The organism is Psychroflexus aurantiacus (genome assembly GCF_010820555.1).
Taxonomy (GTDB): Bacteria; Bacteroidota; Bacteroidia; order Flavobacteriales; family Flavobacteriaceae; genus Psychroflexus; species Psychroflexus aurantiacus.
On sequence record NZ_JAAIKD010000002.1, the window covers coordinates 507195 to 520947 of the forward strand.

The 13753-nt window shown below is 42.9% G+C and carries 13 protein-coding genes; 8 read left to right on the top strand and 5 right to left on the bottom strand.

Annotated features, from left to right (window positions below):
• Positions 1-16: 16 nt before the first annotated feature.
• Positions 17-733, top strand: a complete 717-nt coding sequence (locus G3567_RS05070; protein ID WP_164004231.1) for an RDD family protein — start codon at positions 17-19, stop codon at positions 731-733.
• Positions 733-1362, top strand: a complete 630-nt coding sequence (locus tag G3567_RS05075; RefSeq protein ID WP_164004232.1) for a trimeric intracellular cation channel family protein — start codon at positions 733-735, stop codon at positions 1360-1362. Before G3567_RS05070 ends, G3567_RS05075 begins: the two co-directional genes overlap by 1 nt.
• Positions 1363-1364: 2 nt before the next feature.
• Here G3567_RS05075 and G3567_RS05080 read toward each other — a convergent pair whose 3' ends face one another.
• Entirely contained in the window at positions 1365-2081 is a 717-nt protein-coding gene (locus tag G3567_RS05080) for a peptidylprolyl isomerase (RefSeq protein WP_164004233.1), read from the bottom strand.
• Between G3567_RS05080 and G3567_RS05085 the strand changes: the two genes are divergently transcribed.
• The 3 genes from G3567_RS05085 (at position 2069) to G3567_RS05095 (ending at position 4602) form a co-directional block, all read left to right on the top strand.
• Entirely contained in the window at positions 2069-2707 is a 639-nt protein-coding gene (locus G3567_RS05085; RefSeq protein WP_164004234.1) for an NUDIX hydrolase, read from the top strand. The genes G3567_RS05080 and G3567_RS05085 overlap by 13 nt on opposite strands.
• A gap of 38 nt (positions 2708-2745) precedes the next feature.
• The gene (locus G3567_RS05090) at positions 2746-3564 is read left to right on the top strand and encodes a lysophospholipid acyltransferase family protein (protein WP_164004235.1); all 819 of its coding nucleotides are present in this window, start codon (positions 2746-2748) and stop codon (positions 3562-3564) included.
• A gap of 87 nt (positions 3565-3651) precedes the next feature.
• Positions 3652-4602 carry an aldo/keto reductase gene (locus G3567_RS05095; protein ID WP_164004236.1) on the top strand — a complete coding sequence of 317 codons (951 nt, stop codon included), beginning with the start codon at positions 3652-3654 and terminating at the stop codon, positions 4600-4602.
• A 179-nt stretch (positions 4603-4781) separates the two neighbouring features.
• Here G3567_RS05095 and miaE read toward each other — a convergent pair whose 3' ends face one another.
• From miaE to G3567_RS05110, 3 genes are all read right to left on the bottom strand, one after another.
• Positions 4782-5363, bottom strand: a complete 582-nt coding sequence (gene miaE, locus G3567_RS05100) for a tRNA-(ms[2]io[6]A)-hydroxylase (protein ID WP_164004237.1) — start codon at positions 5361-5363, stop codon at positions 4782-4784.
• 4 nt (positions 5364-5367) lie between these two features.
• Positions 5368-7197: a DNA polymerase III subunit gamma/tau gene (locus G3567_RS05105; protein WP_164004238.1), complete on the bottom strand. Its 1830-nt coding sequence runs from the start codon at positions 7195-7197 to the stop codon at positions 5368-5370.
• Between the two features lie 118 nt (positions 7198-7315).
• Positions 7316-7489 (bottom strand): YqaE/Pmp3 family membrane protein, encoded by a 174-nt coding sequence (locus G3567_RS05110; protein ID WP_164004239.1) that lies wholly within the window; start codon positions 7487-7489, stop codon positions 7316-7318.
• A 166-nt stretch (positions 7490-7655) separates the two neighbouring features.
• Between G3567_RS05110 and G3567_RS05115 the strand changes: the two genes are divergently transcribed.
• Positions 7656-10898, top strand: coding sequence for a S41 family peptidase (locus tag G3567_RS05115; RefSeq protein ID WP_164004240.1), 3243 nt, complete (start codon positions 7656-7658; stop codon positions 10896-10898).
• Between the two features lie 69 nt (positions 10899-10967).
• Here G3567_RS05115 and G3567_RS05120 read toward each other — a convergent pair whose 3' ends face one another.
• Entirely contained in the window at positions 10968-11486 is a 519-nt protein-coding gene (locus tag G3567_RS05120) for a GNAT family N-acetyltransferase (RefSeq protein WP_164004241.1), read from the bottom strand.
• 103 nt (positions 11487-11589) lie between these two features.
• Here G3567_RS05120 and G3567_RS05125 point away from each other — a divergent pair, with 103 nt between their 5' ends.
• Positions 11590-12354 carry an MBL fold metallo-hydrolase gene (locus G3567_RS05125; RefSeq protein ID WP_164004242.1) on the top strand — a complete coding sequence of 255 codons (765 nt, stop codon included), beginning with the start codon at positions 11590-11592 and terminating at the stop codon, positions 12352-12354.
• Between the two features lie 28 nt (positions 12355-12382).
• A complete protein-coding gene (locus tag G3567_RS05130) occupies positions 12383-13750 on the top strand; it encodes an alpha/beta hydrolase family protein (RefSeq protein ID WP_164004243.1) in 1368 nt (455 codons plus the stop codon).
• The last annotated feature ends 3 nt before the right edge of the window (positions 13751-13753 follow it).

Below are 13753 nucleotides of genomic sequence, written 5' to 3' on the forward strand. Positions count from 1 at the left end.
CAAAGAAACGCAATCTATGAGTCATTTTCAAATCGAAACCGCACAAAATGTAAAGATTCAACAAAGTGTGGCTACAGTCTGGGATAGAATTTTGGCTTATCTCATCGATTCTATAGTGATTTTGGCCTATGTGCTTGCGACTACAGCTGTCATGTCTGGCCTGATGGATGTTTCCCCGTTTGAAAGTATGGCGACTTCCCTGGTCCTGGGTTTACCTCCTTTTTTGTACCATCTGCTTATGGAAACCTTTATGAATGGACAAAGTGTTGGTAAGGCCTCCATGGGACTTAGAGTCGTTAACCTCGACGGTTCCAGGCCTCAGTTTTCAGGATATTTGATTCGGTGGCTGCTTAGAATTGTAGAAATAAGTTTAGTGAGTGGTGCCATTGCTATTGTCGCGATATTAATAAATGGAAAAGGCCAGCGTTTAGGAGATATTGCTGCCAGGACGACCGTTATTACAGAACGACGCAAAACAGGATTCAAAAAGATGCCCTTATTCGAGATTGATGCGTCTTATCTCCCTCATTATCCGCAGGTGGCCACGCTCAAAGATGAAGATGTGAGACGGATCAAATCCGTTTATGATAAAGCTGAAAAGGATGGAGACCATGCGATACTCATCAAGCTCGCCGATAAAGTTGCAGGTCAGCTTCAGGTTGAAAACAGCCAGTCCTCAAAAACCTTTATACAAACCGTATTGAAAGATTATCAATACTATAGCACCCAGTAATGGAATATACCCTCATACTTGACATACTTGGCGTAATTGCGTTTTCCATTTCGGGAGTACTTTCTGCTTTGAAGAAACGGATGGATGTTTTTGGCATATTTATTATAGCCTTTGTTACTTCGGTTGGCGGGGGAACTTTAAGAGATGTTTTATTAGGGGTTCCCGTGATGTGGATGCAAAATCTGACCTATGTGTATGTCATTATCATCACTGCGGTATTAGCGGTGTTCTTTAGAAAAAAGCTGTTTTACCTGAGGAAATCGCTTTTCCTGTTCGATACCTTTGGTATTGGCCTTTATACGGTGGCTGGTGTAGAAAAGGGTATAGCAGAAGGGCTTCCGGCTATCATCTGTATTGCTCTTGGAACTGTCAGTGCCTGTTTTGGCGGTGTGATCAGGGATATTCTGTGTAATGAAATCCCTCAGATTTTCAGAAGGGAAATTTACGCCACCGCCTGTATTTTGGGCGGCTTTAGTTATTTTGTATTCTTAAGACTGAACCTGCCACTCAGTCTCATCTTTATCTGTTCCGGATTTGTGGTTATTCTTGTGAGACTTTCAGCGGTCATCTTCAAACTGTCTTTGCCTTCGGTTTATAAAAGGGACGAGGATATAGAAGATTACTGGTAGAGTTACCGGATCACTTTCATGTCCATACCCACATTTTTAAGCGGCCATTCACTGTCATCGGTCTCTAAATCATCGATTATCTCAACAACGTCCATCCCGTCTATAACTCTTCCAAACACAGTGTGTTTCCCGTCGAGATGGTAGGCTCCGTCCGGTTTGGTAACCACGAAAAATTCAAAAGGAGAAGAAGCATTGCTCACATTCTGTTCGGCATATTTGGCCGCTGAGACCATAGCGTAGTCGTGAGGATATTTCGGGGTAGATTCATTAGGAATCAAATAATCTCCAACGGCTCTTCTGAATTCGTGTGTTGCCATTCTGTCGCTATTGCCTCCCTGAATCACAAAATCGCTATCCACTCTGTGAAATACCGTCGTGTTAAAGTAATCGAGTTTTGCTAACCTTAAGAAATTAGCGCGATGGAGAACGGGCCCCGGGAAAAGCTCAATCCTAAAGCTTCCAAACTCCGTTTCAACATCCACAATGCTTTCGGGATTGTTTTCTCCATAAGCTTTCAGGAAGGGAATCAGTTCTTCCTGTTCTACAAATTTGATGTCAGACAGATCCCTGTCCGTTCTGCCGTTGGATGGAATTTTGACTTCAATTTTTTCGACAAGGGTATCTTTCTTAACCTCTCTTTCTTCAGTTGAATTATCTTTGTTTTCTTTACAAGAGATAAAAACAACTAATAGACATAAACTCAGCAATGGATTTCTCATCGTTAACGGATTTGGTTTCAAAATTAAAAAAAACAGAGCTTCCAGGCGAATTTTTTCAGTACCAACTTGCTCCATTATTCAGACAGGATGAGCTTAAGCGCATCGATTTAAACGGAAAAAACCCTAATTATGCCGGTGTGGTTTCGCTTTTATACCCCAAAAACGGGGAAGCCTATATGGCGTTCATCTTAAGAAAAACTTACAAAGGCGTGCATTCCAATCAAATCGGTTTTCCGGGTGGGAGGTATGAAGACGTCGATGAAGACCTGATGCAGACGGCTTTAAGAGAGACCGAAGAAGAAATTGGGGTTTCCGCCAGCACCATTCATGTTATAAAAGCTTTAACCAAACTTTATATTCCGCCTTCCAATTTTTTGGTACATCCGTATTTAAGCATGGTTGAGGAAGAACCTGTGTTTGTGTTGCAGGAAAGCGAAGTTGAAAACCTCATTGAAATTCCACTTTCTGTGTGTCTGGATGAACGCAGTTTTAAAACTGCAATCATAGATGCGTCCTATGCTAAAAACGTAGAAGTCCCGGCCTATAATTTTAAAGGCCACGTGGTTTGGGGAGCTACGGCTATGATTTTAAGCGAAATAAGAGAACTCTTTGCTCGATTAGCATAAGTCTATAAATCCTTATATTTGTCAATTAAATTTGAGATATGGGCTTATTCAAGAAAAATCCTTTTGGGCATTATTTAATTTTAAAGAAGTGGCTCATCAGGATCATGGGAGGACTGACTCATCAGCGCTATCAGGGATTTAATGATCTTCAGATAGAAGGCTCTTCTATCATAAAGAATCTACCCGACAGGAATGTTCTTTTTGTGTCAAATCATCAGACTTACTTTGCCGATGTCGTGGCGATGTACCATGTGTTTAATGCGTCCCTGAGCGGCAGAGATGATAATATCAAAAATGTAGGTTACTTATGGAATCCTAAACTCAACATCTATTATGTGGCCGCAGCAGAAACCATGAAAAAAGGCTTACTGCCAAAAATACTGGCTTATGCAGGTTCTGTGAGTATCGACCGGACCTGGAGAGCAGACGGACAAAGCGTGAACCGGCAGGTGAAAATGAGTGATATTTCCAATATCGGAAAAGCACTGGATGACGGCTGGGTAATCACCTTTCCTCAGGGGACTACAAAGCCCTGGAAGCCCATCAGAAAAGGAACCGCCTTTATCATCAAAAAATATAAACCTGTTGTGGTCCCTATCGTTATCGATGGTTTTAGACGATCCTTCGATAAAAAGGGAATCCGTATTAAAAAGCGAAACATACTTCAGTCCATGGTGATTAAAGAGCCTTTGGAAATCGATTATGACAACGAAGAAATAGAAAGCATCATCGAAAAAATTGAATTCGCCATAGAGCAGCATCCCTCTTTCTTAAAAGTCATTCCGGAAAGTGAGATTATGGCGCACGAATCGCTCAACGAACAACGCCGTTACAGCGCTAAAAACAAAAAAAAATAAAAAGGCATAGTTAAATCTTATCTAAATAAGGTTTTGATTTTTGATATTCCCTGTTTTGAATCTAACTTCAAACAAAACTAAAAGATCATGAAAACTTTAAGATTTAACAATAACGATCAGCTGGATGTCATAGGTCTGGGAACCTGGAAATCTGAGCCTGGCGAAGTCAAAAAGGCTGTAAAACACGCTTTGAAAACGGGTTACAGACACATAGACTGTGCAGCCATATATGGTAATGAAGAAGAAGTAGGGGAAGCCCTGAATGAGACTTTCGAAGAGGGGAATATCAAAAGAACGGATGTGTTCATAACCTCCAAACTTTGGAACAATGCCCACCGAAAAGAAGATGTAAAACCAGCTTTGGAAAAAACCCTGAAGGATTTGCAACTCGACTATTTGGATCTTTACCTAATGCACTGGCCGGTAGCCTTCAAATCGGATGTGGAAGGCTTTCCGAAATCTGATGATGGATTTCTTTCTCTGGAAGAAGTGCCCATCAAAGAAACCTGGGAAGCTATGGTAGATCTTAAAAACCATAATTTAGTGAAGCACGTGGGCGTCTCCAATTTCAGTAAGGAGAAACTGATTAAGTTGATGAAAGAAAGTGATGTTGTTCCTGAAATGAATCAGGTGGAGTCTCATCCGTACCTGCGTCAGGCAGAACTGGTCAAATTTTGTCAGTCTAACGGCATTTTGGTGACCGCTTATTCACCACTAGGCAGCCAGGATAGAACCGAAGCGATGAAAGCAGATGATGAGCCAACGCTTTTGGATAATAAGGTTGTAAATGCAGTTGCCGATAAGCACAGCGCAACTCCAGCTCAAATCTTAATCAGTTTTCATTCTGAAAGAGATGTGGCTACCATCCCGAAATCTGTTCATAAAGACAGAATCGAAGAAAATTTCGAAAGTCAACAGGTGAGCCTAGATCCCGATGATATGAAAAAGCTCAGCAGCCTGGGCAATCACTACAGATATGTCAAAGGAAATATCTTTGAAACTTCCGATGGCCTGTATTCTAATGTTTTCGATGAGTAATCTTAGGGAATACTGAATATTTAATACTAGAAGGTCAGGGTGAAATCGCTTTTAACTGAGTTCGTTTTGCTCTGACTTTTTTATTTGAAATTAAATCGAATGCGATGCTTTTAATTCCAAAATAATTTTAAATTCGACTCAACACCTGACTTTGCCAAGGAACGCAGGCAGGCTTACTACTACCCATGTACAGAAGCTCCGGACTGGAAAGACTCGAGAATTTCGGCTTCATAATCCAGCAAATCCGACCATTTCTGGTTCACCTCGTCAACATCGTGATACTGTCTGGCAAATTTTAAAAACATGGTATAATGATTCGCCTCGCTAATCATCAGTTTTCGGTAAAATCGCCTCAGTTTTTCGTCGCTCAATTCTTCAGACAAAAGTCTGAAACGCTCACAGCTTCTGGCTTCTATCAGGGCAGCATAAAGCAGGCGATGGGCAAGCTGCGTCTGGCGGCTGCCGCCTTTAGGGAAGAAGGTCACCAGGCGGGCCACATAATCGTCCTTTCGATCTCTGCCCAGAGGAATGTTTTTTTCTTTCAGCAAGTCATGTACCATTTTAAAATGACTCATTTCTTCCTGGACCAGCTCGGTCATCGCAGTGACCAGTTCGGTGTATTCCGGGAAAGAGACGATCAGGGAAATGGCTGTAGAGGCTGCTTTTTGCTCGCAATAGGCATGGTCTATCAGGATTTCATCTATATTTTTTTCAGCGATGTTCGCCCATCGCGGGTCAGTGGGTAGTTTTAGTCCTAGCATAGCCTTAAATATCTAAATCAAAAGTGGTTCTCAGTAATTCCAGATTCGGGTTCTTCTCGCGCAATTTTTCAAATTTCTCACGGGGTGTGTACACGTATTTCTTTTCAGATTTATGATTTACAGAAATGTCAAGACTTATGGAGGTGTTTTGAAGCCTGTCTTTCAAATAAGTCATCAATTCGCCCTGGTCCTGAAGTAAATTCAACCGCATGGAATCGTTGGGCAGCTCAAGTTTTATCACGACTCCGTCGAGTGTTGGCTTGGCCGTTCCCATTACCGAAGCCACAATTTTACTCCCGTTGTTATTCAGGACCTGTATATAATCGGTCCAGGCGTTCAGCATGTCTTCTTCGCTGAATTCCGAAGTCAGTTGCTCTTCTTCGGGCTTGTCTTTTTTTAGCTGTTCCTTAAGCCGTTTCTTTTCCTGAATGCTTTTGATGGAGAGACCGTTCACCTTGTTGGGCAGATTCTTCAGTGTGGGTTTGATTTTTTCCCGGGGTTCTTCCGCCAGTTGAATTTCTTCGGAATTTGTCTCCGTTAACCTGAGGTCTTCAGTAGGTGAGCTTTGTGCTTCAGTTGGTGTGAAGTTTGCGTCCTGAGCCGGAAAGGTTTCTGAAGCCTTCTCTTTATTCTCAGCATCAGGTTCCCCTGAAGCCTTTTCAACCGGTTTTGTGGTAGTGGGCTGAGGTTTAGTTACTTCCGTAAATTGCGAAGAGGCTTCTTCGACTGCTTTCGGACTTAAGATGTGGTGTTTAGCCTTTTTTTTTTCGGTGGAATCAGGATCCGAAAGCGAAGCCAGTTTCATCAGGCAAAGCTCTACGTGTAGACGCTGATTCTGACTCAGTTTGTAGTTGAAATCACAGCTGTTCGCCAGATCGATACCCTCCTGTAAAAAAGGATAAGAAGTGGCCTGTGATTGCTCAAAATATTTGGTTTTGGTGCGTTCACCAACTTCCAGTAAGGAAATGGTATGCTGGTTTTTAGACACCAGTAAATCCCTGAAATGCGAGGCCAATCCGGCTATAAAATGCTGTCCGTCAAAGCCTTTGGCCAGAATGTCATTAAAGTAAACCAGAACCTCAGGAATATTGTGTTCAAGTAAAAGATCTGTCGTTCTGAAGAAGGTTTCATAATCCAAGACATTCAGGTTTTCCGTAACCGCTTCACGCGTCAGTTCATTTCCGCTAAAACTGACGACCCTGTCGTAAGTGGACAAGGCATCACGCATGGCTCCGTCAGCTTTTTGGGCAATGATATGAAGCGCATCTTCATCTGCATTAACGCCTTCTTTTTTAGCGATCTCAGCCAAGTGTTCTTTGATATCTCCAACGGTAATGCGTTTGAAATCAAAGATCTGGCAGCGCGATAAAATGGTAGGAATAATTTTGTGCTTCTCGGTAGTCGCCAAAATAAAGATGGCATGTTTTGGGGGCTCTTCCAGTGTTTTCAGAAAGGCATTAAAGGCTGCCTGGGACAGCATATGCACCTCATCGATGATGTAAACTTTGTACTTTCCCGTCTGCGGCGGAATTCTGACCTGATCGGTAAGATTTCTGATGTCATCCACAGAGTTGTTGGAAGCTGCATCCAGTTCAAAAATATTGAAGGCAAAATCGGTGGACGCATCATCGGTAGCATCCTGATTGATTTTCTTGGCGAGAATTCTTGCACAGGAAGTTTTACCCACGCCTCTGGGTCCTGTAAAAAGAAGGGCCTGAGCAAGATGGTCGTTCTTTATCGCATTAAGCAAGGTATTGGTAATGGCCTTTTGCCCAACAACGTCTTCAAAAGTTTCCGGTCTGTATTTTCTAGCAGAGACAACAAAATGTTCCATGTCACAAATATAGTTTTATGAAAAGTATTCGGCAACGCCAGTTCCATTTTAATTTAAAATATTAAAAGCTTGAGGATTCCAATCGTTTTAAAATGTACAGAGATTGCTTATAGGCTGGTTATACTCTTTTTTCATCGTTTTTAGCGATGATCCATATGGCGTGCACAATACCTGGAACAAAGCCTAAAATGGTGAGTAAAATATTGAGCCAGAAGGCTCCACGGATACCAACGGTAAGAAAAACACCAAGCGGGGGAAGCAGGATTGCAAATATAATTCTAAGAATACTCATAGGTCTGATTTTGATTATTCGGATAAACTTATTGAATAATCCTACCGATAGCAAACTATTTAAGATTTAACTCGGATGTTCCCCCAAATCAAAATGAATCTGGATTATTAAATGTTTTGATTTCAATTTTCATAAATTAGACTCCTCAACTTTTATACACATTCTTATGAAGAATCTATGTTTAGTTCTTACGCTAGTCTTTAGTTCAATTCAAGCTTTTAGTCAGGGGACCATGCTCTTGCGCCAGCCGACTTTATCGGCAGAGCACGTGGTTTTTGTCTATGCTAACGATTTGTGGAAAGCACCTCTCAGTGGGGGGAATGCTATTCGCCTGACCAGTAATGAAGGTTATGAATCTTCTCCTCATTTCTCTGATGATGGAAAATGGATTGCCTTCAGTGCCGAATATGACGGGAATACCGATGTCTATGTCATTCCTGCAGAAGGAGGGTCTCCCAAACGACTGACGTACCATCCGGGTGGAGATTATGTTCAGGGCTGGACTCCTGAAGGCGAGATTTTATTTCGTACAGGAAGGAAAGCACATCCTACCAAAACGTCTCAGTTGTTTACGGTCTCTGTGCAGGGCAGTTTTCCTGAAGCTCTGGTAGATATTCGAGCGTCTTACGGAGAAGTGTCACCAGATGGAACTTACCTGGCTTATACGCCCATCACGTCCTGGGATCCCGAGTGGAGAAACTACAGGGGCGGACAGGCCATGCCCATCTGGATATTGAATCTGGAAAATCAAGAGTTGACCAGAACTCCCCAACTGGACAGGGAAAGACATCTTGACCCGGTCTGGATTGGACAAAAAGTGTATTACTTGTCCGAACGGGACTATGTGAGTAACATCTGGAGTTATGATATCGCCTCTCAAAACGAAGAACAAATCACGTTTCATAAGAAATATGACATCAAAAGTCTGGATGCTTTTGGCGATCAGATTGTGTATGAACAGGGCGGGTATTTGCACAGGCTGAATACAAAGGATAAAACGGCTACACAATTAGCCATAACAGTGGCGGGCGATTTAAATTTCAGCAGAGAACGCTGGGAAGAGGTCACGGCCGGAAATGTAAGTAACCCAAACCTGTCTCCTAACGGCAAACGCGCTGTTTTTGAACATAGAGGGGATATCTTTACCTTTCCCAAAGAGGAGGGAAGCTGGAGAAATATCACGCAGAGCAGCGGCGTGGCCGACCGGTTTCCAATCTGGTCGCCTCAGGGTGATAAAATCGCCTGGTTTTCAGATGACAACGGAGAATATGAGCTGGTCGTTGCCAATCAGTTTGGTGAAAATAAAAGAGCCTACGCGCTCAAAAATCCTACCTTCTATTTCACACCAGACTGGTCTCCCGATGGAAAACTGATTAGCTATACCGACACCGACTATAACTTATGGTACATCAATTTAGAAAATGGCGAAGTTATAAAAGCGGATACAGATCGCTATGCGCATCCAAACCGGACCCTCAATCCTAACTGGTCCCCGGACAGCCGGTACATCGCTTATGAAAAGCAGCAAAACAGCCATTTCAAAGCCATCTTTGTTTATGATACGCAGTCTAAAAAAACGCAGCAGGTTTCGGATCCGCTGGCCGATGCCACCTCGCCTCAATGGGATCAAAACGGGAAATATCTGTATTTTCTGGCCAGCACCGACTATGGTCTGAGCTCGGGTTGGTTAGACATGAGTTCATACGATCCGTCTGTAAACAGGGCCTTGTATGCCACGGTTTTAAGTGCGGACGGAAAGGCTCCTAATTTACCGGAAAGTGACGAAGAAGAAATCAAAAAACCGGAAGAGGAAAAGGCCGGGGATGATAAAGACAAAAAGAAAGAAGAGATTCTTGTAAACATTGATTTCGAGAATATTCAAAACAGAGTAGTGGCCCTGGACTTACCGGTACGTAATTATCAGTTCATCAGAAGTGCGAAAGAACAGCAGCTGTTTATCGCCGAAGCCGTTCCCAATCAAAGCGGTTTAAAGGTGCACAGCTATGATGTCAAAAAGGAAGAGGCAGAAGATTTTGAAGCGGGTGTAAGTCAGATGGTACTCTCCAAAAATGGGGATTATACGCTGTTTCGAAAAAGAGATTCCTGGACCATTACCGACACAAAAGGTAAAGCAAAGCCCGAAGATAACTTATCGGTGTCTGCCAAAATGCATGTCGTACCTCAGGCTGAATACGCTCAGATTTTCAAGGAGGCCTGGCGTTTTATGCGTGATTTTCTATATGTGGATAATGTACATGGTGCGCCATGGGATAAGATTTACAGCTGGTATCAGCCCTGGGTAAAACACGTGAATCACAGGACAGATTTGAATTATCTGGTGGATATCATAAGTGGTGAAGTGGCCATTGGTCATTCATATGTATCTGGTGGAGATATGCCGGATGTGCAACGCGTTCCCGTCGGTTTGCTGGGTGCTGATTTCGAAATTGAAAACGGCTTTTATAAAATCAGTAAAATTTATAACGGCGAACACTGGAATCCTGATTTAGAAGTCCCTTTGGGTTTAACAGGACAAAAGGTTAAAGCGGGTGATTATATTTTAGAAGTAAATGGCAGTGCTATTTCTGCAATGGATAATATTTATGAGCACTTCGCCCAGACGGCCGGCAGAACGGTTTCGGTACTGGTGAATAGCGCCCCCTCAAAATCCGGAGCAGAACGAGTCTATGTGAAGCCTGTAAGGAGCGAAAATGGCCTTCGCTATATAGACTGGGTAGAAAGCAACAGAAGAAAGGTAGATGAGCTGTCTAAGGGTAAGCTGGCTTATGTGTATATCCCCAATACGAGTAATCCCGGTTTTACAAGCTTTAATCGGTACTACTTTGCGCAGCAAGATAAAAAAGGAGTGGTTCTGGATGAAAGAAACAACGGCGGAGGTTCAGCAGCCGATTATATGATTGATATTTTGACCCGTGAACCTATGGGGTATTTCAACTCTAAAGTTGGAGATCATCGTCCATGGACAACACCTATTGCCGGCATATGGGGTCCAAAAGTGATGATCATCAATGAACGAGCAGGTTCCGGCGGGGATTTACTGCCTTATATGTTCAGGAAAAAAGACATTGGTCCCTTAATTGGAACCCGGACCTGGGGTGGTTTAGTCGGAACCTGGGATACACCTCGCTTTATAGATGGAGGAAGAATGGTGGCTCCCCGGGGTGGTTTTTATGACACAGAAGGCGAGTGGGCCGTGGAAGGTGTTGGCGTAGCTCCGGATATCGAAGTCATAGATGCTCCAAAATATGCATTGAAAGGCATAGATATACAGTTGCAAAAAGCTGTAGAGGAGGCCTTAAGGCTTTTAGAAACCGAAGAATTTGAATTGCAGCCTGAACCGGAAGCTCCGGTAAGATGGAAGCGCCCTGAAGGTTACGATAAGGATTAAGGAAAAAAATGAATTGAACAGAAAACGAATCGTGGAAGAGAACACTCTTTTGCGATTCGTTTTTTTTATCTAAATCATTTTCAACATCACATAATTGGGGTTGGAATGCTGCTCGCTGATTTTAAAATCATGCTGACCTATCATTTTGAAATTGCTTTTCTGATAAAACCGGAGTCCCTTTTCATTTTCGGTCCAGACGAAAAGCCATAAGGCTTTTTGGTCATGGAATTTCGCAAGCTCCAGATTATGCTTTAGAAGTTCTTCACCAAGTCCAAGGCCATAGAAGTCCTTCAGAAGATAAAGCCTTTCAAATTTGGCGGCAGGTGAGAGTTCAGTAGCGGGATGAGATTCGTTCAAAATCAATTTCGAATAGCCGGCAAGTTGATTTTCCACATAAATTTTGCTAAAAAAAATGCGAGGATTTAACAAGTCTTCAGACAGGCTCCGGGTGGTGAAATGGGTTTGTATATACTTCTGAATATCTGCAGGCTCAGCACTGTGTCCGTGAGATTCTACAAAGGTCTTCACACTTAAGTCTGCCAGGGTTTCTACTTCAGATGAGTTAAAGGCCTTGATGAGGATTGACATCTTTTAATTTTTCTGCAAATAAAAGCAATAGCATCAAGATATCTTTATAAACAAAGTTGAATTATCTTTGAACATAAAGCAAATTCCAAACAAAATCAGTATAATGACCTATCATCACCTCAGAAATGCAACTGCAGTCCTTGAAACCACAACCGATTTTATTTTGGTAGATCCCATGCTTGGCGAGGTGGGAACGATCGAGGCGTTTACCAAAGAGCGTTTTCCGCCAAAACGAAATCCACTGGTAAAGCTTCCGGATCATACCGATGCTCTATTGAATAAGGTGACTCATGTGCTCATCAGTCACCAGCATGCAGACCATCTGGATGAGGCAGGAATTGCTTTTTTAAAAGAAAATAACCTCCCGGTCACCTGTAGTGTTTTGGATGCCGAAAAGTTGCAAGAAAAAGGGCTGCGGGTGGTCCTGGAACTGGATTACAGCACGCCCCGGGACTTTTTGGGTGGAACGATTGAGGGAATTCCTGCCCGCCACGGGTATGGCAAAGTAGCGGAGTTGATGGGGAATGTGATGGGGTTCTATATTCAAATGCCGAATGAGCCAGACTTATACTTAGCCTCAGATACTATTTTGACGGATGAGGTGGCCAGAGTTCTGGTGGATTATCAACCTGATATTTCAGTCATTCCCTGCGGTTCTGCTCAACTGGATGCCTACGAACCCATTCTGATGACAGAAGACGATATCGTCAGATTTACCAACCTGAATTTTGGAACAACGATTTGTAATCATCTGGAAGCCCTGAATCACTGTCCGACCAAGAGAGAAGACTTGACGTCAAAATTTAAGGAACAAAAACTTAGTCACAAGGTGTGGATTCCGGAAGATGGAGAATCGAAGCTATTTTAATTCATTACAAACCCAATTAAACAGACCTATGAAAGTAATTTACATCTCCCTGCTTATTGTTTTATGTTCAATTTCAAGCCATGCTCAGGACATCTCTGGGGACTGGACCGGCGAATTGAAATTTGAAGGCTACACACTGGACCTTAATTTCAAAATCTATAAAAAGGAAGGTGATTATGCATCCTTATTAAGCGTTCCCGCACAATCCCTCAATGATTATAAATCTACCTCTACGTCTTTAACGGATTCAATAGTAAGGATCGAACTACAGCCTTTAGGAATAAAATACCAGGGGACCTGGTCTGCAAAAGATACCATAGTCGGGGAGTTTTTTCAAAATGGAATGCTTCTAAAGCTGAATTTAATCCGAGGTCAGTCCCAATTGAACAGACCCCAGGAGCCTCAGCCCCCGTTTGCGTATGAGGTGGAAGAGGTTGTCTTTAGAAATGAAGCCGACAGCATCAATCTCTCCGGAACGCTAACCTTGCCAAAAACAGGAGGGCCATTTCCTGTGGTCATCCTGATCAGTGGAAGCGGGCCGCAGGATAGAAACAGCACTATCATGGGGCATAAGCCGTTTTTGCTTTTGGCTGATGAACTCACGCAAAGCGGTGTAGGGGTTTTAAGATTTGATGAGCGGGGAGTTGGACAGTCTGAAGGGGATTTTAAACAAGCCAGTTTGGACGATTTCGTGAAAGATGTAACCTATGCTTTCGATTTTCTTAAGAACCGGCCTGAGATTGATTCAAGTCAAATTGGGCTCCTGGGACATAGCATAGGCGGTATAATTGCACCGCGGGTGGCTATAGAGAAAAATGTCTCTTTTTTGATTTTACTGGCTTCACCGGGCATAAGAGGTGATGAACTGATGCTAAAACAAAGAGCCGACTTTCTTAAATTAAGGGGTATTGATGAGGCTCAGATTGAAGAGTCCAATGCCATCTTTAAGGCGACTTATGAATTTATAAATACGACCTCCGCCGTAGGAAAACCACTGAAAACAGAAATCATGCGTTTTCTGGCCACGCAGTACGCCGAGGAATTGATGGATAAACAAAGGGCCGTTCTGGTAGATCAGATAAGCAGCAACGAATTTATCGGTTTGTTGAGGAACCGCCCTGCTCAATATCTGGAGAAAGTGGATTGTCCGGTGCTTGCGATCGGAGGAAGTAAAGACTTTCAGGTGTCTTCAACAGAAAACCTGGAAGCCATTCAGCTTAAGGTTTCTCAAGGTGGTAATACCCGGGTGGAAACCCGTGAGTTTGAAGGACTGAATCATCTTTTGCAGGAAAGCGACACGGGAGATGTTAGTGAATATGCAGCGCTTGAGCAGACCATGTCGCCAAGGGTTCTCGATTATATAAAAACCTGGCTTACTAAAACTTTAGATAAATAACCT